The following is an 18848-nucleotide window of genomic DNA, read 5'->3' as shown; positions in this document are numbered from 1 at the left end:
GCTTTCGACGAGTTTTCATGACGGTCGACCAATCATGACGCCGGCCGCACGCATCGCCGCCGCCATCGACGTGCTGACGGATGTCGAGACCAACCGCCGGCCCGTCCAGGACGCGCTGAAGGCGTGGGGCCTCGCCCACCGTTTCGCCGGGTCCGGCGACCGGGTGGCCATCGGCAACCTCGTGTTCGACGCCCTTCGCCGCCGCGCCTCCATCGCCTGGCGGATGGGTTCCGACAGCCCGCGCGCGCTGGCGCTGGGTGCGTTCCGGTGGTGCTGGGGTAAGGACGTTGCCGAGATCGACGACCGGTTCGCAAGGGAGGCCCACGCCCCGGCCCCGCTGACGGCGGACGAGCGCGTTGCGCTCTCCGAAGGCAGCCTGGATACGGCGCCCGGGTGGGTGCAGGGCGACGTGCCGGAATGGCTCATGCCCTCGCTGGAGCGCACCTTCGGCGAGCGGGCGACAGCGGAGGGTGCCGCGCTCGCGGGCCGCGCGCCGGTCGATCTTCGTGTCAACACCCTGAAGGCCGACCGCGAAAAGGTTCTCGAGGCGCTGGCCGACCTCGGTGCCGTCGCCGGCGAGCATTCGCCCGTTGCGGTCCGCATTCCCGTGGGCGAGGGCGCTGCCAAGCCGCCCCATGTGCAGAGCGAACTCGGCTTCGGCCGCGGCTGGTTCGAGGTGCAGGACGAAGGCTCGCAGATCGCGGCCCTGATCGCCGGCGCGCGGCCGGGCCAGCAGGTGCTCGATCTCTGCGCCGGCGCCGGGGGCAAGACGCTGGCGCTCGCCGCCGTGATGGACAATCGCGGCCAGCTTTATGCCTACGATTCCGACAAGCGGCGCTTCGGCGACATTCTCGACCGCATCGGCCGTTCGGGCGCGCACAACATTCAGGTCCGTGCGCCGGCCAAGGCTGATCCGCTGTCCGACCTCGAGGACAGGATGGATCTGGTGCTGGTCGATGCGCCCTGCACGGGCACCGGAACATGGCGGAGACGGCCGGACGCCAAGTGGCGCGTCGGCCCCAACGCGCTCGCCATGCGGATGGGCCAGCAGGACGAGGTTCTTGAATTGGCGATCCGCTATGTGAAGCCCGGCGGCCGACTGGTCTATATCACCTGTTCCGTGCTTCCGGAGGAGAACGAGGACCGCATCGCCGGCTTCCTCGACCGTCATGCCGACTATCGGCTGGTCGATCCCGCTGGTGCCTGGGTCTCCGGGCTTGGGTCCGCCATGCCGGCCTCGTTCGCAACGGAGGTCGGCGAACGGGGGCGGGCCTTGCGGCTGACGCCGGCGACCGCCGGCACGGACGGCTTCTTCGTGGCGCTGCTGGAGCGCACCGTCCAGAAGCCCGCGGCCGGCCGGGAGCGCTGAGGTGCGGTCGTGGCTCACCTTCGGCAACCTCGCGCTTCTGGTGCTGGCGGTGGTGCTCGGCATCGCGCTCTATTGGGTGATCTACGTATTTCTGGCGGCCTCGCCTTATGAGGCAGCCGGCATCGGCATCAACTCGCGGCTGCCGGAACCGGTCAGGCGGTTCTCGTGCCGCATCCTCAACGAGCGGCATCCGCACATGTGGCCGCCGCTCGGTTGCGAGAAATTCTGGGGCGACGCACCGCCGCCGCCCGCGCTGCCGCCGCAGTGATGCGGCTTCCGGGACTGGAGCTGTCCCGCCAGGATCCGCGCGATCCGGAGGCGGCTGACGAGATATCGGACGGACGGGCAGGGCGCCGCACAGGCGCCTGCGATGAGGATCGGAAAGGAAGGACCATGGTTCGCGAGCGGGTGCTGATCATCGATTTCGGCAGCCAGGTCACGCAGCTGATCGCGCGGCGGGTGCGCGAGAGCGGCGTCTATTCCGAGATCGTGCCCTTCCAGAATGCCCAGGCCGCTCTGGAGCGGCTGAAGCCGCAGGCGATCATCCTCTCCGGCGGCCCGGCCTCGGTACCCGACGGCGACAGCCCGCGTGCACCGCAGCAGGTGTTCGAATGCGGCGTGCCCGTGCTCGGCATCTGCTACGGCCAGATGACCATGGCCGCCCAGCTCGGCGGCACCGTTGAAAGCGGCCATCATCGCGAATTCGGCCGGGCCGAGGTCGAGGTGAGGCAGCCGTCGGCCCTGTTCGACGGCATCTGGAACCCGGGCGAGGCCCACGTCGTGTGGATGAGCCACGGAGACCGCATCACCGAACTTCCGCCGGGCTTCGTCGTGAAGGGCGCGTCGCCCAATGCGCCGTGCGCGGTGATCGAGGACGAGAAGCGCAAGTTCTTCGGCCTGATGTTCCACCCGGAAGTCGTCCACACGCCGGACGGCGCCAAGCTGATCGCCAACTTCATCCACAAGATCGCCGGTCTCGGCGGCGAGTGGACGATGGCGGCGTTCCGCGAGGAAATGATCGGCAAGATCCGTGCCCAGGTCGGCAAGGGCAAGGTGATCTGCGGCCTGTCCGGCGGCGTCGATTCCGCCGTCGCGGCCGTGCTGATCCACGAGGCGATCGGCGACCAGCTCACCTGCATCTATGTCGATCACGGCCTGATGCGGAAGGGCGAGACCGAGCAGGTCGTGAGCCTGTTCCGCGGCACCTTCAACATCCCGCTCGTCCATGTCGACGCGTCCGCGCGGTTCCTCTCGGCTCTTGCCGGGGTGACCGACCCCGAAGTGAAGCGCAAGACCATCGGCCGGCTGTTCATCGAGGTGTTCGACGAAGAGGCCAAGGCGGTGGGCGATGCCGAGTTCCTTGCCCAGGGCACGCTTTATCCGGACGTGATCGAATCCGTGTCGTTCTCCGGCGGCCCGTCCGTGACCATCAAGTCCCATCATAATGTCGGCGGCTTGCCCGAGGGCATGAAGTTCAAGCTGGTGGAGCCGCTGCGCGAGCTCTTCAAGGACGAGGTTCGCCTGCTCGGGCGGGAACTCGGCCTGCCGGACGCCTTCGTCGGCCGCCATCCGTTCCCGGGCCCGGGCCTTGCGATCCGCTGCCCCGGCGCGATCACCTCCGAGAAGCTCGACATCCTGCGGGAGGCCGACGCGATCTATCTCGACGAGATCCGCAAGGCCGGGCTCTACGACACCATCTGGCAGGCGTTCGCCGTGCTGCTGCCGGTGCAGACCGTCGGCGTGATGGGCGACGGCCGCACCTACGAGAGCGTCTGCGGCCTGCGTGCCGTCACCTCTGTCGACGGCATGACCGCGGATTTCTTCCCCTTCGACATGGCCTTCCTCGGCCGCGTCGCCAACCGCATCATCAACGAAGTCCGCGGCATCAACCGCGTCGTCTACGACGTCACCAGCAAGCCGCCGGGAACAATCGAGTGGGAGTGAAATGATGTGGTTCGCGGCGTTTCGCGAACTATCGCAACATCATCATAACTAGCTGAAATCAAACAAAAAGTCAAACGTTCACTATCGGAGCCTATCGCCTTGAAGCGGTAGGCCCTGACGGTGCGCGCGACGGTATGCGTTTTTCGCCGTCCGCCGGGTTTTTGCCCTACCGTCAGGCCAAAAACGGCAGCAGCCCACGGAAAACAAAGTTAGCACGCTGTTTTATAACGATTATTCTCGTTGATTGACGGTATCGGATTTGACGGTAAAATTGGGACTCGAAAAGGCGCTTTGGATCGTCAACGAGGCCGTCCCCATGCTCACCGACATGGCCATCAAGAGGCTGAAACCAAAAGATAAATTATACAAGGTGGCCGACCGTGACGGTATGTACGTTTCCGTCGCCACGACAGGCCAAATCACCTTCCGATACGACTACCGTCTGAACGGTCGCCGGGAGACGCTGACGATCGGCCGCTATGGCGCCGATGGCCTCACGCTCGCCGAAGCCCGCGAGCGCTGTATCGCGGCCCGCAAGCAGGTGGCGGAGGGGCTATCCCCCGCTCACGAGAAGCAGCGCGACAAACGGCGCAAGGCCATGGAGCGTAGCTTAGGTGCGGTGTGCGCCTTATGGATCAAGGACGCGCGCATGGCGGAAAGCACACGCTCGATGCGCAAGGCCATCCTCGATCGTGACATTCTCCCCGCCTGGAAGAACCGCCTTCTGACCGAGGTGACGCCGGATGATCTGCGCCAGCTCTGCGCCAAGGTGAAGGAGCGCGGCGCCCCGGCGACCGCCGTCCACGTCCGCGACATCGTCAAACAGATCTTCGCCTTCGCCATCCTGCACGGCGAGAAGGTGCCGAACCCGGCCGACGAGGTCGGGCCGGCCTCGATCGCGACCTTCCAGCCGAAGGACCGCGCGCTGTCACCGGCCGAGATCAAGATCATGCTGCAGCAGATCGAGCACGTGCCGACCCTGCCGACCATCCGCCTCGGCCTGCGCCTGATCCTGCTCACCATGGTGCGCAAGAGCGAACTGCAGGATGCCACCTGGGACGAGGTCGACTTTGAGAACGCCGTCTGGACGATCCCGAAGGAGCGCATGAAGCGATCAAAGGCGCACAACGTCTATCTCGCTCAACAGTCGCTCGACATTCTGATCGCCTTGAAGACCTGCGCCGGCAACTCGCGCTATCTGCTGCCGTCCCGCTATGACGCCGACGCCCCCATGTCGCGCGCAACCTTCAATCGCGTCACCGCGGCTGTCGTGGCGCGGGCAAAGAAGGAAGGGCTGCCGCTGGAGCCGTTCACGGTCCACGACTTGCGCCGGACCGGCTCGACGCTCCTGAACGAAATGGGCTTCAACAGCGACTGGATCGAGAAATGCCTCGCCCACGAAGACGGGCGCTCGTCACGCGGCGTCTACAACAAGGCCGAATACGAGCCGCAGCGGCGGCACATGCTCCAGGAGTGGGCCGACATGGTCGATGCCTGGGTGAACGGTCAGAAGCGGGCACCGACGCTGTTGCCGCCGTCGATGGTGTTTATGGGGAGGGAGGCGGCACCCTGATCGTAGACAACGCAGTATCGACCTATGCCTCGCCAGCTTCTGATTTCCGGGGCTGGCTCTGCTGAAACAGATGGAATCGATCCGGCCTGACCAAGGGGTTGACCCTCTCCAACCCTGTTTGCGGGGCGAGGCTGACCTGCGGCGATGAGCAAAGCGAGCCTAAAGCAGCCACCTGTTCCAAATGACCACCATAGAACATAGACTGCAAACAGCTCTTGAGTGAATTTCGCCTTCGCCATTGCGAGGTGAGCAAACGGAGGGGCTGAAGTAATTAAGCTGTCTGCTCCGGGGGGAGAACGTGCTTATCAAATTCGTTGAGATTGCGAACTTTCGTAAACTGTTATCTGTGCGAATCGACCTCGCTGAGAAGCAGACGCTGTTCGTCGGTGCCAATAATAGTGGCAAGAGCTCGGCAATGCTTGCATTGCGGCGCTTCCTCGTGCCGCGACGCTGTCCGTTCGAAATTCATGACGTTACACTATGTCACTGGCCGGCGATTGATCGGATAGGCCGGAGTTGGATTGATGCGAAGCGGACCGATGAGGTAGTCGAGCTCACACTCGAGCCGTGGCTGCCGCTGCTCCCTACGCTCGATCTCTGGTTCGACGTAGATCCAGGGGAGATGCACCACGTTCGCGACCTGATTCCGACGTTGGATTGGGAAGGCGGTCTGCTCGGGGTGCGACTTCGGTACGAGCCAAGCAATCTTGGTGATCTCTATAAGGATTTCTTGGCTGCGGTCGCAGACGCCGAGGCACTGCGCGCCGCCGCGACGCAGGCGCACGCCGAGAAAATTGCTGCCGAGGGTCAGGAGAGGCCGGAGCCAAAGCTCACGCTATGGCCGTCGACCCTTGTCGATTACTTGAGTCGGCGGCTGGCCAAGAGCTTCACCATCCGTGCATTCACCCTCGATCCCTCGCAGCTCCAAGCTCCGCTCAATGGCCAAGCGCGTCCGCAATCGATGCCCGCCGCTTCACTTAGCCTTGACGGCGAACCGCTGAAGGGGCTGGTGCGCATCCACGATATTCCAGCGCAGCGCGGGTTCGGCGAGGAAGCGCCGAGCGATGAGGACGAGGACGCGCCGGCCGGATCGGCCGGCAGTCGGCTCTCCGATCAGCTGCGCAGCTATTATTCCAAGCACCTCGATCCGACTAAGGTACCGGATGTCAAGGATTTGGGGGCGTTGCAGGCGATCGAAGCGGCGCAGGACGCATTCGATCAAAAGCTTACGGAGAGCTTTGAAGCGGCGTTCAGCGAGGTCGAGGGCATGGGCTATCCCGGCGTCACCGACCCTAAACCGAAGGTGTCGACTCGGCTCAAGGCGATCGACGGCCTCAACCACTCCTCGGCGGTGACCTTTGTGGTCGATGTGACGCCAGCTGAGGGCGAAGCGGTGGTGCCGGTGCTGCGCCTACCCGAAAACAACAACGGGCTCGGCTATCAGAACCTCATCTCGATGATCTTCCGACTGATGAGCTTCCGGGATTCGTGGATGCGTGTGGGCAAAGCCGCGACTACCAATCCCGCTGCCGTGATAGAGCCGCTACACCTCGTCCTGGTCGAGGAGCCCGAGGCGCATCTCCACGCGCACGTCCAGCAGGTGTTCATTAACAAGGCCTACGAAGTACTTCGCGCCCATCCAGATCTCAAAGACACCAAACTGCGACGCAGCCAACTTGTGGTCAGTACGCATTCGAGCCATGTCGCGCATGAGGTCTCGTTCGAATGTTTGCGCTACTTTCGGCGCCTGCCCGCTGGCATGGTGTCGCGGATACCAGTCTCTACGGTGATCAACCTCTCGGAGGTGTTCGGTGCGGGCAACGAGACGGCCCGGTTCGTGACGCGCTACTTGCGCGCGCAACACGCCGACCTGTTCTTCGCGGATGCCGCCATCCTGGTCGAAGGGCCGGCGGAACGCATGATCGTTCCCAACTTTATTCGCCACAAGTTCGAGGCACTCAGCAAGAGCTACATCACTCTGCTCGAGATCGGCGGCAGCCATGCCCATCGCCTTCGCCCGCTGATCGAACATCTTGGTCTGCTCACGTTGATCATCACCGATCTCGACAGCCAAGCGTCCGGAACGACCACATCGGTACCGCCCAGGCCGGGTGCGGGACAGACCACCAACAACACAACGCTTCGACGATGGGTGCCGGCGCGAACCAGCGTAGACGCGTTATGGGGAGCGACGCCGGCGGAGCGAACGCTCGAACCCGCGGGTGATCCGCTGTTCGCAGTGCGCGCCGCTTATCAGCTGCCGGTCGACGTGACGCTTCCGGGCGCCGCCACGAGTGAGACCGCCTATCCCTATACGTTCGAGGATGCGCTCGCATTTGAGAACCTTTCCTTCTTCGCTGCGCTCCCGGGCACCGGGCTGGTCGCCAAGTTCCGCGACGCGATCGCTGCGGGTGGCGGCGCGACCACGGTTGGCGCGGCGATGTTCACGGCACTCAAAACCGGGAAGAAGGCTGAGTTCGCTCTCGACGTACTTGATGCCGAGATGTTCGAGGCCCTGAGCGTGCCGCACTATATCAACGAAGGTCTGACCTGGCTGCAGGAGAGACTCAAGAAGAAACAGATCGAGATATTGCCGGCCAAAGAGGGAGTGGCCGCATGACCAGGGCGAATGCCGACGATTTGTTTGATGCGAAGGCGGACGAGACTATTCGCAGCTGTCTGGATCTTGCTGCGCCCCGCAGCTTCTTCCTCTACGCGGGTGCCGGTTCGGGCAAGACCCGGTCGCTGGTCCAGGCAGTACGTGACCTGTGCGAGCGCCAAGGCCGCGAGCTGAAACTGACCGGTCAGAAGGTCGCGATCATCACCTATACCAATGCCGCTTGCGACGAGATCGTGCAGCGGCTCGAATTCGATCCGCGGGTCGACGTTTCTACAATCCACGCTTTCGCGTGGTCGCTGATACGCGGCCATGACGACGACATTCGCAAGTGGCTCGACACAAACCTGCTCGCCGAGATTGCCGATCTCGAGGAGAAGCAGGCGAAAGGTCGGTCGGGCAAAGCTGCGATTGAGCGTGCGCAGTCGATCGAGAGCAAGACACGGCGCCGTGATGGCCTCCCAACGATAGCGAGGTTCATCTACAGCCCAACCGGAGACAATCGTACGCGCGATTCGCTCAATCACGCCGAGGTTATTGCCATGACCGCGGCGTTTCTGAACGCAAAGCCGGGCCTGCGCCGGCTCCTGATTGCCAGCTATCCGATCCTTTTGATCGACGAGAGCCAGGACACCGCAAGACGCCTTATGGACGCGCTGCTCGACGTCCAGGCGGCTTTCCCAGCACAGTTCTGCTTGGGACTATTCGGCGACACCATGCAGCGCATTTACGCCGATGGTAAGGTCGGCCTCGCCGAGGCGATTCCCGAAACCTGGGCAAAGCCGCGCAAGGCGATGAATCACCGCTGCCCCAAGCGCGTGATTGCGCTCATAAACAAGATCCGCTCCGACGATGACAAACAGGAGCAGCAGGCGCGCAGTGACGCTCCCGAGGGGACCGTTCGGCTGTTCCTCGCGCCAGAAACTGTCGGCAACAAGAGGGATGTCGAAGCGGCCGCGGCAACGAAAATGGCCGAGCTGACTGGCGATGAGGCTTGGCTCCCCGACCGCGACGGGGTGAAGATGCTCGCCCTTGAACATCTAATGTCGGCGCGCCGTTTCGGGTTCGAACATTTCTTCGGGTCGCTTTACGCCTACGAACCGATGCGCACGGGGTTGCTCGACGGCACGGGCCGCGGTCTGGGCTTCTTCACCCGTGAGTTGCTCCCGCTGGCGAACGCGCTGGCGGCGGGCGACCGTTTCGCGACCGCAGCGGCGATCCGCCAGACCTCGCCGTTGCTTGATCGCCAGCGGTTGACGGACGCTGGAGAAAAGCAGCAAGCGGAGCTTGAACGCGCGAAGGTTGCGTGTGATGGCCTCAAGGTGTTGCTGCTGGCGGAGAACCCGCCGACCCTACGCGCCGTACTGCGCTACGTGGCCGCGACAGAGCTTTTTGTCATTCCCGAGGTGCTGCAACCGTTTGTTCCCGAGGTGCTCGCAGATGCGGGGACCGAGCCGGAAGATGATGCGAGCACCGAGGCGGGTGCTTGGCGTCGGGCGCTCGACGCACCTTTCCCCGAGATCGAAAAATATGATCGCTATGTCCGTGGCGTGTCGCAGTTTGATACCCATCAAGGTGTGAAGGGTCGCGAGTTCCCTCGTGTTATGGTGGTGATCAGCGACGATGAAGCACGTGGCTTCCTGTTCAGCTACGGCAAGCTTATGGGGACAAAAGAGAAGACCAAGACCGACCTCGAAAATGAGGCAGCGGGTAACGACACCAGCATCGCCCGCACTCGTCGTCTCTTCTACGTGACCTGCAGCCGAGCGGAGGAGAGCCTCGCCATCGTCTATTATTCCGACGATCCCGGCTTGGCGCGCACCGCGCTCCTTGAGCGTGGCTGGTTCGCCGATGACGAGATCGAGATTGTTGCCACCTGAAGGTAATTGGGGGCAGTACTGTGGGTGTAATCGAAGGAGTTCGATGCGCCCCTCCGGCAATGATTCTCATGGACGCCGCTGAGTTACGTAAATGTGGCTCATGGCACCGTGTTACCGATCACGTAGATGAAGCGACGACTTTACTGGTCGCGCACGCCGTTGACGAACATCCGGCGGAGACGCTTTGCGCACGATGTCCGCATCCGATGCGCGGCGCCGTTCATCGAGCCAAGTCTCAACTTCGGCCAAATCCCACACCACGCAGCGTGGCGTCAGGAAGAAACGCTTCGGAAACTCGCCGCGCTGTTCCATTTCGTAGATCGTCGTGTCGGCGAGTGGCACGATCTTGCGAAGCTCCGGGCGGCGGATCACACGCTTGAACAGATCGGCGGGCGGCTGAAACCGCCTGGGGCTGCTCTCGACGGGCTCGACGGTGGATGGCTGTGCAGTGTCGGAGGCCAAGGTCCGGTCTTCTTGAGAAATCGTGTGTTCGCGTTTCATGTCGATCGCCCTCGATCGCAGTGGAATGACTGCGACCAAGGTGACGCGCACTGCCTGCGTATTGAAGACCCCAGAGGTGGGCGTGCGGAAATCGGCGGCCATCGCGAAAGAAACGGAAGGTGAGCGCGAGCGACTCCACGACCCTTGCTACCGGAGGTCCGGATTTGTCGTTTCTTCGAGTGTGCGCTGCCTGTGGCCTTCGATCTTCCCCTCTCGAAAAGCTCCGGTAACGCTGGCCGCCGCCGCGGCGCGGTCAAGCCCGGCCCGCACCAGACCGTGTAGGGCCTGACCGCGCCGCTCGATTGCGCCGGCCGAACGCCTCCTCGCCCTCGATCGGAGGGTGACATCGAATGGAGGCCGACATGGCCGCAGCGCTCATCACCGACGAACTCTATGCCCGGCTCCTCGCCAATGGCGCGCGCAGCGCCGCCGGCGAGGACATCGATCCGCGTCCCGTCGTCAAGCTCTTCACACCGGATGCCGGCGCCACCTGGCTTCTCACCGAAGCCGATCCCGAAGACCCCGACCGTCTATTCGGCCTCTGCGATCTCGGCCTTGGTGAACCCGAACTCGGCTATGTCAGTCTTGCCGAAATCCGATCGGTTCGCGGACGGCTCCGGCTTCCGGTCGAGCGTGACCTCCACTTCAGGGCCGAGCATCCCTTGAGCTGGTACGCGCTGCGCGCCCGTCAGTCCGGCAGGATCGTCACCGACTGACGATCGCAACCGCGCCCCGCCATCGGGCGGGGCGCTTCGTCGTGCTCATGATCCGACCGGAGACGGAAATGCGGAGATCAGGATGCACGACTTTCAGGCTTGTCGGTGTTGCACATCCTGATCCGGTCATCATGCCTGGCGCCCGCTGGCGCTCACACCACGCGCGTTGCTTGGGGGCGCTGCCCCCCGGCGCGGTGCAAGGGAGCGCTGACGCTCGGCCGGGACGGTTTCCCCGGCCTTCCGCGCGGATGCGAGTTCCAGACTTTCGCCTCTAGTTTCGATCCGCTTGTGCAGGCCGGGTGATCCCCCTCCGTTCCGGCCGCCCTTGCACCTTGCACCCCCCGGTCTCGGCGACGGCCAGGGTTGCAGCGCAGCGCTGCGCTCCAACCCAAGCCAAAGGATCAAGACCATGACCAACACAGTCGAAACGACCGCCACGGTTCTCGAAGCTTCTGCCACTGAGAATGGCGCGGTGCTGTTCGTGCCGCTGAACAAGTTGAAGAAGTCGCCTCGCAACGCCCGCAAGACCCCGCACAGTGAGGCCCATATCGAGGCGCTGGCCGCCAGTATCGCCGCCAAGGGGATGCTACAAAATCTGGTGGTGGAGCCGGAGACGAACGCGGAGGGCGAACCGACCGGCTTCTATTTCGTCACCATCGGCGAGGGCCGCAGGCTGGCGCAGATGCTGCGCGTCAAACGCAAGCAGATCAAGAAGACGGAAGCCATCCGCTGCGTTCTGGATACCGAGAACGACGCGACGGAAATCAGTCTCGATGAAAACGTCACGCGCGAGGCGATGCACCCCGCCGATCAGTTCGAGCGCTTCCGCGAACTGGCTGAAAATCGCGGGTGGGGTGCGGAGGAAATCGCCGCCCGGTTTGGCGTGACCGCCCATGTCGTCAGGCAGCGGCTTCGCCTTGGTGCCGTCAGCCCGAAGCTGATGCAGGTTTATCGGGACGGCGGCTTGTCGCTGGACCAGTTGATGGCCTTCGCGATCACCGAGGACCATGACCGGCAGGAGCAGGTCTACGAGAACCTGTCGTGGAACCGCGACCCATCCACCATCCGGCGCGACCTGACCAAGATGAACATCGCGGCGACCGACCGGCGTGCGATCTTCATCGGTGCGGACGCTTATGCCGAAGCGGGCGGCACCATCATCCGCGACCTCTTCACCGAGGACCGGGGCGGTTATTTCGAGGACGCCGCGCTACTGGGCCGGCTCGTCATCGACAAGTTGGAAGGCATCGCCGCTGAGGTACAGGCAGTCGAGGGATGGAAGTGGGCTTCCGTTCACATCGACTTCCCCCACGCGCATGGGATGCGCCGCAGCTATCCGCATCCGGTGGACCTGTCGGCCGACGATGACGCCGCTTTTGGCGCTGCGCAGGAGTACTACGACCGCCTGTCGTCGGAGTACGAAGGTTACGAGGAACTGCCGGACGAGGTAGATCGGCGGTTCGGTGAGCTTGAAGCGGAGATGGAACGGATCGACGCCAAGCGCCACGCCTATGACGCCGACGAGATCGCGCGCGGTGGCGTGTTCGCTATCTTGAACCATGACGGCACAGCCCGCATCGAACGCGGCTTCATCCGGGCCGAGGACGAGGCCCCGAATTCGACGGACGTGGAGGGGGCGACCATCACGGAGGATGGCGAAATCGTCGGCGAGGGAGACGGCGAGGACGCCGAACCCCAGCCGGACGACGAGGACGCCGGGGATGCGGGGAAGCCGCTGTCGGACCTTCTCATCCGCGACCTGACCGCCCATCGCACCCTTGGTCTGCGCCTCGCCCTTGGCGAGCAGCCGGATATGGCGCTTGTCGCCGTGGTTCATGCGCTGGTGTCACAGACCTTCTATCGCGGCGGGGAAGCCTCCTGCCTCGAAATCCGGTTGACCAGCGCTTCTCTCGCCTCCCACGCGGACGGGATCGAGGATACGCCTGCCGCCAAGGCGCTGGCGGATCGTCATACGGGATGGGCGTCGGACATGCCGCGCGATGTGGCGGACCTGTGGACCTTCGTCGCCGGTCTGGACAATGCGAGCGTCATGGCCTTGCTCGCCCATTGCGCCGCATTGACCGTCAACGCGGTCAGGATACCGTGGGAGCAGAAGCCTAATGCCCGCGCGGCAGCGGAAAAGCTGGCGAGTGCGGTCACGCTCGACATGACGGCACACTGGACCCCGACCGTGCAGAGCTACCTCGGCCGCTTGACCAAGGCGCATATCCTCAACGCCGTGCGGGAAGCGATCGGCCATGACGCCGCCGAACGGATCGGGGGCTTGAAGAAGACGGAGATGGCGCAGGCTGCCGAACAGCTTCTGGCTGGAACGGGTTGGTTGCCGTCCGTGCTGCGCACCGCGCGGCCTGTATCGCGAGATACCGGATCGGACGAGGAGGTCTTTGCCCAAGCTGCCGAGTAAGGGTTGGCCGGGATCGTGCGAGCGATCCCGGCCTCCTCCCCGTCCAACACAAAATTCCGGTCGCGCGGCGTTCACCGCGCGACCGGTTGACCTCGACTGTCCGGTGACGGCAATTGTCATCAGGATTATGGAGATCTTCGGCGCGCGCGACCAGACATAGGCTGCGGCTTCGGCGCTCTCGCCCAACTCGGGGAAGGTCTTTCCCCGCCATGTCCGATACAGCCGTTCACCGAGCCCGGCCGCGATGACATCTTCGCGGAGATCCTGCTTCAGGCCTTCGGCAGCGTCGCGCATCGCCGAGGTGACCGCTCATTCGATATCCTTCTCGGTTTCAGCAAAGGGCTTTGCCGAGATCGAGTATGGCGATTGAGAGTCGCATCTTCTATATTTCTTTACGTCGAAGCGACTTTGTGGGTGCGGTATTCGGGGAGAAGAAAATGGCGCAAGAACTTCCACTCCATGAAGCTTGGCAACACATCAATTCAATTGACTGGCGCGAGTCAGGTTTTAATATAAAGAAAGCATATGTTTGCGCTCTTTTTTCGGAACTAACCTACTATCGCATCCCTGATTTCGAACTCAGAGAAGCAGATCGGGTAAATGTCATTCCTTGTCTGGCATACCAGCGGGCTGTTCGAGAGGGGCGCAGTCTCGATTTTGATCAGACTATGCGCTCGCTTGATTTTGGTCAGTTCTTTGTTGTTATCCGCAGGTATGCGATCGTCGTCGGCGTGCGCACGCCAAATATGATCATCATTGCGATACGCGGGACGAAGTACCTCTACGATTGGGTCGTCAATCTGCACGCCTCTAAGCACATCATTCGAGAGCGGCATCATTTCGAAGATTTTGGTGAGGTTGGATTTCACAGCGGGTTCTTCAGGGCAATCTTCGGCTGCTTCGAGCCGGTAAGTCGTGAGATTAAGAAGTTCAACCTTGGCGATCAGGACGCGACACCGATTTACGTTACTGGCCACTCGCTTGGCGGTGCCCTCGCAGCCATTATGCACGTCGTCTGGAGTAGAGAATATCCGAAGGTGCACGCGTTTCCGGGCAACATTTCGTATGCGGCAAAAACTGATGCCAGCTACACGTTCGGCATGCCTCGCTACGGCGACATGAGAGCCGTTACCCAGTATGCGACGCCGTACCATCTCTACAACGAACTGGATATCGTCCCCACAGTCCCGCCGAAGTGGCTGGGTTTTGAAAACTGCTTTAGCGAATTCAAATTGGACGGCACTTCGTTGGAGAACGTTCAAGGCAGAGAAAGCTTGCGATTCGCGAGTTGGCTAACGCGCCTTATGACCGGAAAGGGTATCGCGAATCATGCCATGGAAATCTATCGAGAGCGCATTCGCGAAGCGTTGTAACTCGAACAGAGTTTGTTCGATCACACCTTTACGGCCTCGCAAGCCGATACAAGCCTGAGCGCATCGCCCATCGGTTCACCGATGATCCGATAAGTCTCGGCGCTGATCAGGATCAGATCACCCTCGGTGATTGTCGCGGACTGACAGCGTCGGATATCGATACCGACGGTCGGCAACACGGCGCGGCTGTCCCCGAATTCCGCCATGCGGTCGGGCGGCTTGCGGATGATGCGGACAGCGACGCCAGCGCCAACGCCGCCGGCCTTCCACAGCGCTCTTCGCTGATATTGGGATCGGCGAAGAGCGCATCGATGGCCGAAGCGAAGGCGTCGAACACGGATCGTTCGCCCGGAAGGAGGCATTGAGCCGAACACGGCCGGTGGTGTTGCCCGCGCCGCCCGCGACCGCTGCCGCCGCGACGCCGATCAGAAGGTTGGCGGTGGCGACAGTCGTGCAGCGCTTATTGGTATCGTCTCAGAAGACGAGCACGCCGACCGTCCGCGCCGGAAGTGAGGGCATGTCGCCAGTTGGTGAGAGAGGTCACGTTACTCCGCGGATAATCGTCTCCGGCCTACCAATGTCGGCGCGGCGAAGGAGACAGAGATCGGGAAACATCCGTGTCCCCTGTGGACGATGGCCGAGCCTTGCCATTGAGGATCAGGGGTAAGGTTGACGAGATCGGAGGTTCGCTGGCGTGTCATGACTGGTGCATTGGTCGATTGCCACCAGTGTCGTGTTCACCGGAATTTCCTGTCGAGCCGCACCCACGGCGTCCTCGAATGGATTGGGTCTGACCGAAGAGCGGCTTCGCCTCGATCATCCCCCCGCAACGGCCGGCACCGGCTTTTTTCCGCCGCGCGTGACCGCGCTTTGCATCGCGAAGCAAAAAAAGCCGTCTCCGGCCGCCTTTCACTGCGTTTCAGCCCTCCGGGTGCGGGCTGATCGTCCCCGGTCGCACGACCGCCATCGAGGTCGCGATAGGCGCGACCCGAGGAACGGAGACACGACAATGGCAACCATCGGCACCTTCACCAAGACCGCGAACGGCGACATCACCGGCACGGTCAAGACCCTGACCCTCAACGTCAAGGCCAAGTTCGTCCCCACCGAGGGCGACAGCGAGCGCGGCCCGGACTATCGAATCGTCGCCGGCACCACCGAGTTCGGTGCGGCGTGGAAGAAGACCGCCCGCGAGACCGGCCGCGACTATCTCTCGGTCAAACTGGACGATCCGAGCTTCGCGGCTCCGATCTACGCCAGCCTGGTCGAGGATGAGGGCGGCGAAGCCCACAATCTCATCTGGTCCCGCCGCAGCGGCGACTGAAGCCGGCCACATCGAGAACGCCCTGCTCACCCGAGCAGGGCATCTTTCTGTTTATGGCCGCCGCTTCTCAGAAAACGCGGTTCTCCGCCAGAAGCGAAGATCGAGTGCCCGATCGCTCGCGCTTTTTCGAGAAGGGAACCGGGAAAACCCGATTCCGACGGCAGCAGGAATTCCGATGTCTCGACGGGCGCGCCGCAATAACCGAAAATGCCGTGATCGATCTGCGTTCTCATGGCCTCGAAATAGCCATGCTTGGTATAGGTGCGCTGATCGGCTCCGCCGACGGCGATGAGATGAATAGGAAGCCGACCCAGCATTTTAACAATGTCAGGCCCCGACCGATCATCATAGGCCCAACCGTTGGTGAAGACCCGATCAAACCATCCTTTCAGGATGGCTGGCATCGACCACCAGTAAACGGGATAAATCACCACGAGCGCATCGGCACGCTCAAGCCTGGACTGCTCGGACAAGACATCCGCCGGTAGCGCGTGCCCGCCGCCAAAAGCGGCAAAGTCCTGTTCCGTGAAACGCGGGTCGAATCCCTCGGCGATAAGGTCGGCGATTTCGAAGGAGCGCGCCGTATCAGATGCCGCAATTCCTTCCGACACCTTTTGCACAACAGCATGTGTGAGGGAGGCGCGGTCGGGATGCGCGACAACGATGAGCGCGTGCATACATGTCTCCGTGTTCGGGTTGCAGGCTCGCCTGCCTAGATATATACTTTTAGTAAGTTACTTTTCGTATATAGTGATGTCAATGGCCCAGCCTGAATCAGTTGCAGCGCCGCCGAAGCGCCTTCGTCTCAGCCGCACCGAGAGAATGAGGCAACTGCTGGACGTGTCCTGGCAACTCATACGCAAGGAGGGTGCCGATGCGCTGACCTTGCCGCGACTTGCTCAAGACGCTGGCGTGGCAAAGCCCGTCGTTTACGACCACTTCGCCACCCGCGAGGGATTGCTGACAGCGCTCTATCGGGATTTCGACGCGCGGCAGACGGCCGTGATAGACGCCGCGCTTGAACAAGGCACCCCGACCTTGCAGAGCAGGGCTTCGATCATCGCATCATGCTATGTCGATTGTGTTCTGACCCAGGGTCGCGAGATACCGGGCGTGCTAGCCGCCCTAGCCGGATCCCCAGAATTGGAACGGGTCAAACGAGACTATCAACTCGTCTTTCTCGAGAAATGCCGGAGGGTTCTCGCCCCGTTCACAAGATCATCCGACATTAAAGTAGCCAGTTTCTGGGCGATGCTCGGAGCTGCAGATTCTTTATCCAATGCTGCGGCCCTCGGGGAAATCACGTCGGAAGAGGCAAAGGAAGAACTTTTCGCGGCCATCATGGCGATGATCGCAAGGTATAACGCCCGCTCTTCGTAGTCTTCTTTTAGAAAACGCGGAAATCGAGATACGCGATTTTCCGGTTCTAAGTTTTTACGTATCCCGGTCAGACCTTCTCCCAGGCTCCCGCTGGCGCTCACGCCAGGCGGGTTTCTTGGGGGCGCTGCCCCCGAGCGCGGCGCAAGGGGGCGCTGGCGCTCGTCCGAGCCGGTGTCCCCGGTCTTCCTTCACTTCGTTCCGTGCAGGCCGGGCGATCCCCCTCCGGCCCCGACGCCCTTGCACCTTGCACCCCCCGGTCTCGGCGACGGCCAGGGTTGCAGCGCAGCGCTGCGCTTCAACCCAGCCCCAAGGGAGACAGACCATGTATCACCATCTTGCCACCCGGTTCGGCCGCAACTCTCACCAGATCAGCGGGCGCGACGCGCTCGACAACGACGCCCTTCATCGTCACGTCCCCTCAGTGTTCGCGCGTGAGGCGCACGACAGCCGGTCGGAGCGTTACGTCTACGTCCCCACCATCGAAATCGTGGAGGGGCTGCGCCGGGAAGGATGGTTTCCGTTTTTCGCCGTGCAGGCAGTTCCCCGTGACGGTGCTCGTCATGGGCACGCCAAGCATATGTTGCGCCTGCGCCGGGATGACGGCATCGGCAAGCCGGAGGCGGCGGAAGTCATCATCGTCAACAGCCACGACGGGACCAGCGCCTATCAGATGTTCGCCGGGATGCTGCGCTTCGTCTGCACCAACAGCATGATTGCTGGAGAGCGGTTCGAGGAAGTCCGCGTGCCCCACAAGGGCGGCATTCAGGATCGGATCATCGACGGCGTTAACGCCGTCGCGAAGGACTTTCCACGCCTGATCGATGCGACCGAGACCATGAAGGACACCCGGCTCTCGCGGGATGAACAGCAGGTCTTGGCCGAGGCGAGCCTCGTCGCGCGCTATGGCGAGGAGGAAAGCCCGGTTCGCCCGGATCAGATCATCGCCCCGCGCCGCCGCGAGGATGTCGGGCAAAACCTGTGGCAGACCTTCAATGTCATTCAGGAAAACCTCATCCGGGGCGGGCTGGATGGACGGAGGCGGACTGCGGATGGACGCATCCGCCGCAGCCGGACGCGGCCCATCAACGGCATCGACCAGAATGTCGGGCTGAATCGTGCCCTGTGGACGCTGGCCGAGGGAATGCAGCGGCTGAAGAGCGCCTGACATCCGCAGAGCCGTGGAGCCGGAAATCCGGCTTCACGGCTTCCCGCAGAAGCGTGGATCAGATTTCGCGCCGATCCGTCTTCACGGATCGGCAGGTTTCCGCTGAGCCGGAAATATGCCGCTCGCCGGGCATGGCCCGGCTCGCGAAGGAACTTCAAAAATGATCCGAATTGTCTTCAAATATTGATCGTTCAACGCGATCAACATATCGGGCAACAGTAGCTTCAACGTGAGCCTCGTATCGCGAACATTTCCTCTTTCCAGCAACGCGTAGATGCTGGACGAGAGGTGACGCCATGCCGAGTACAGATTGGCGCTCGCCGGCCGCCTATGCCCATGCCAAGAGCATTTCTGCCGCCGGCTTTGCCTGGGAGTACCTTCGTCGCGATGAAGATTATCACCGCGACTTCCATCGCGTGAGGCGATTGCTTCGCCACGACAGCGATGCGCAGACGGCGTTCTCGGAACGCTGGGGGTTGCGATTTCCCGGCGGACCCGGCTCTCTCCGCCGACCGGGCCGCGCTGTTCTGGATGCCGTCTCTGCTGCCTGACGCCTTTGAGCTTCAACCTATTCCAGGGAG

The 18848-nt window shown here is 62.6% G+C and carries 16 protein-coding genes and 1 pseudogene; 13 read left to right on the top strand and 4 right to left on the bottom strand.

Going from position 1 to position 18848, the window contains the following annotated elements:
- Window positions 1-34: 34 nt before the first annotated feature.
- From BUF17_RS03615 to BUF17_RS03590, 6 genes are all read left to right on the top strand, one after another.
- Window positions 35-1369 carry an RsmB/NOP family class I SAM-dependent RNA methyltransferase gene (locus tag BUF17_RS03615; RefSeq protein WP_073625770.1) on the top strand — a complete coding sequence of 445 codons (1335 nt, stop codon included), beginning with the start codon at window positions 35-37 and terminating at the stop codon, window positions 1367-1369.
- A 1-nt stretch (window position 1370) separates the two neighbouring features.
- The gene (locus BUF17_RS03610; protein ID WP_139282389.1) at window positions 1371-1637 is read left to right on the top strand and encodes a hypothetical protein; all 267 of its coding nucleotides are present in this window, start codon (window positions 1371-1373) and stop codon (window positions 1635-1637) included.
- 125 nt (window positions 1638-1762) lie between these two features.
- Window positions 1763-3313, top strand: coding sequence for a glutamine-hydrolyzing GMP synthase (guaA, locus tag BUF17_RS03605; RefSeq protein WP_073625769.1), 1551 nt, complete (start codon window positions 1763-1765; stop codon window positions 3311-3313).
- A gap of 316 nt (window positions 3314-3629) precedes the next feature.
- Window positions 3630-4886, top strand: a complete 1257-nt coding sequence (locus tag BUF17_RS03600; RefSeq protein WP_073626042.1) for a tyrosine-type recombinase/integrase — start codon at window positions 3630-3632, stop codon at window positions 4884-4886.
- A 298-nt stretch (window positions 4887-5184) separates the two neighbouring features.
- Entirely contained in the window at window positions 5185-7506 is a 2322-nt protein-coding gene (locus BUF17_RS03595) for an AAA family ATPase (RefSeq protein ID WP_073625768.1), read from the top strand.
- A complete protein-coding gene (locus tag BUF17_RS03590; protein ID WP_073625767.1) occupies window positions 7503-9383 on the top strand; it encodes a UvrD-helicase domain-containing protein in 1881 nt (626 codons plus the stop codon). The genes BUF17_RS03595 and BUF17_RS03590 overlap by 4 nt, the downstream gene beginning before the upstream one ends.
- Before the next feature lie 111 nt (window positions 9384-9494).
- Here BUF17_RS03590 and BUF17_RS23500 read toward each other — a convergent pair whose 3' ends face one another.
- On the bottom strand, window positions 9495-9986 hold the full coding sequence (locus BUF17_RS23500; RefSeq protein WP_428977617.1) for a helix-turn-helix transcriptional regulator: 492 nt from the start codon (window positions 9984-9986) through the stop codon (window positions 9495-9497).
- A 260-nt stretch (window positions 9987-10246) separates the two neighbouring features.
- On the opposite strand from BUF17_RS23500, the gene BUF17_RS03580 reads away from it, so the two are divergent.
- Window positions 10247-10600 (top strand): DUF2958 domain-containing protein, encoded by a 354-nt coding sequence (locus BUF17_RS03580; protein ID WP_073626040.1) that lies wholly within the window; start codon window positions 10247-10249, stop codon window positions 10598-10600.
- A gap of 409 nt (window positions 10601-11009) precedes the next feature.
- A complete protein-coding gene (locus BUF17_RS03575) occupies window positions 11010-13025 on the top strand; it encodes a ParB/RepB/Spo0J family partition protein (protein WP_073625766.1) in 2016 nt (671 codons plus the stop codon).
- A 189-nt stretch (window positions 13026-13214) separates the two neighbouring features.
- On the opposite strand, the pseudogene BUF17_RS23165 reads toward BUF17_RS03575, so the two are convergent.
- Window positions 13215-13319, bottom strand: a pseudogene (locus BUF17_RS23165) (DUF6441 family protein); the annotation flags it as partial.
- 65 nt (window positions 13320-13384) lie between these two features.
- Between BUF17_RS23165 and BUF17_RS03570 the strand changes: the two are divergent.
- Window positions 13385-14398 carry a lipase family protein gene (locus BUF17_RS03570; RefSeq protein ID WP_084563868.1) on the top strand — a complete coding sequence of 338 codons (1014 nt, stop codon included), beginning with the start codon at window positions 13385-13387 and terminating at the stop codon, window positions 14396-14398.
- Window positions 14399-14418: 20 nt separating this feature from the next.
- Here the strand turns inward: BUF17_RS03570 and BUF17_RS23495 are convergent, their stop codons facing one another.
- The gene (locus BUF17_RS23495) at window positions 14419-14760 is read right to left on the bottom strand and encodes a head-tail joining protein (RefSeq protein ID WP_428977624.1); all 342 of its coding nucleotides are present in this window, start codon (window positions 14758-14760) and stop codon (window positions 14419-14421) included.
- Window positions 14761-15407: 647 nt separating this feature from the next.
- Here BUF17_RS23495 and BUF17_RS03560 point away from each other — a divergent pair.
- A complete protein-coding gene (locus tag BUF17_RS03560) occupies window positions 15408-15722 on the top strand; it encodes a DUF736 domain-containing protein (RefSeq protein ID WP_073625764.1) in 315 nt (104 codons plus the stop codon).
- 26 nt (window positions 15723-15748) lie between these two features.
- On the opposite strand, the gene BUF17_RS03555 is transcribed toward BUF17_RS03560, so the two are convergent.
- The gene (locus BUF17_RS03555; RefSeq protein ID WP_073625763.1) at window positions 15749-16399 is read right to left on the bottom strand and encodes an NAD(P)H-dependent oxidoreductase; all 651 of its coding nucleotides are present in this window, start codon (window positions 16397-16399) and stop codon (window positions 15749-15751) included.
- Between the two features lie 82 nt (window positions 16400-16481).
- Between BUF17_RS03555 and BUF17_RS03550 the strand changes: the two genes are divergently transcribed.
- The 3 genes from BUF17_RS03550 (at window position 16482) to BUF17_RS22020 (ending at window position 18818) form a co-directional block, all read left to right on the top strand.
- The gene (locus BUF17_RS03550) at window positions 16482-17102 is read left to right on the top strand and encodes a TetR/AcrR family transcriptional regulator (RefSeq protein WP_175563595.1); all 621 of its coding nucleotides are present in this window, start codon (window positions 16482-16484) and stop codon (window positions 17100-17102) included.
- A gap of 322 nt (window positions 17103-17424) precedes the next feature.
- Window positions 17425-18267, top strand: coding sequence for a DUF932 domain-containing protein (locus BUF17_RS03545; RefSeq protein ID WP_073625761.1), 843 nt, complete (start codon window positions 17425-17427; stop codon window positions 18265-18267).
- 296 nt (window positions 18268-18563) lie between these two features.
- Window positions 18564-18818 carry a transcriptional regulator domain-containing protein gene (locus tag BUF17_RS22020; protein WP_088871091.1) on the top strand — a complete coding sequence of 85 codons (255 nt, stop codon included), beginning with the start codon at window positions 18564-18566 and terminating at the stop codon, window positions 18816-18818.
- Window positions 18819-18848 lie beyond the last annotated feature (30 nt).

This window comes from Pseudoxanthobacter soli DSM 19599, from assembly GCF_900148505.1.
In the GTDB taxonomy this organism is placed as follows: Bacteria; Pseudomonadota; Alphaproteobacteria; order Rhizobiales; family Segnochrobactraceae; genus Pseudoxanthobacter; species Pseudoxanthobacter soli.
Note: the sequence above shows the minus strand (reverse complement) of the source record. Positions and strands in the feature narration are given on the sequence as shown.

What these genes read in the sequence shown, in the direction of transcription:
- BUF17_RS03615 (WP_073625770.1), top strand. Translation starts at nt 35, where the DNA reads ATGACGCCGGCCGCACGCATCGCCGCCGCCATCGACGTGCTGACGGAT.
- guaA (WP_073625769.1), top strand. Translation starts at nt 1,763, where the DNA reads ATGGTTCGCGAGCGGGTGCTGATCATCGATTTCGGCAGCCAGGTCACG.
- BUF17_RS03600 (WP_073626042.1), top strand. Translation starts at nt 3,630, where the DNA reads ATGCTCACCGACATGGCCATCAAGAGGCTGAAACCAAAAGATAAATTA.
- BUF17_RS03590 (WP_073625767.1), top strand. Translation starts at nt 7,503, where the DNA reads ATGACCAGGGCGAATGCCGACGATTTGTTTGATGCGAAGGCGGACGAG.
- BUF17_RS23500 (WP_428977617.1), bottom strand. Translation starts at nt 9,986, where the DNA reads ATGGCCGCCGATTTCCGCACGCCCACCTCTGGGGTCTTCAATACGCAG.
- BUF17_RS03580 (WP_073626040.1), top strand. Translation starts at nt 10,247, where the DNA reads ATGGCCGCAGCGCTCATCACCGACGAACTCTATGCCCGGCTCCTCGCC.
- BUF17_RS03575 (WP_073625766.1), top strand. Translation starts at nt 11,010, where the DNA reads ATGACCAACACAGTCGAAACGACCGCCACGGTTCTCGAAGCTTCTGCC.
- BUF17_RS03570 (WP_084563868.1), top strand. Translation starts at nt 13,385, where the DNA reads ATGGCGATTGAGAGTCGCATCTTCTATATTTCTTTACGTCGAAGCGAC.
- BUF17_RS23495 (WP_428977624.1), bottom strand. Translation starts at nt 14,760, where the DNA reads ATGCCTCCTTCCGGGCGAACGATCCGTGTTCGACGCCTTCGCTTCGGC.
- BUF17_RS03560 (WP_073625764.1), top strand. Translation starts at nt 15,408, where the DNA reads ATGGCAACCATCGGCACCTTCACCAAGACCGCGAACGGCGACATCACC.
- BUF17_RS03555 (WP_073625763.1), bottom strand. Translation starts at nt 16,399, where the DNA reads ATGCACGCGCTCATCGTTGTCGCGCATCCCGACCGCGCCTCCCTCACA.
- BUF17_RS03550 (WP_175563595.1), top strand. Translation starts at nt 16,482, where the DNA reads ATGGCCCAGCCTGAATCAGTTGCAGCGCCGCCGAAGCGCCTTCGTCTC.
- BUF17_RS03545 (WP_073625761.1), top strand. Translation starts at nt 17,425, where the DNA reads ATGTATCACCATCTTGCCACCCGGTTCGGCCGCAACTCTCACCAGATC.
- BUF17_RS22020 (WP_088871091.1), top strand. Translation starts at nt 18,564, where the DNA reads ATGCCGAGTACAGATTGGCGCTCGCCGGCCGCCTATGCCCATGCCAAG.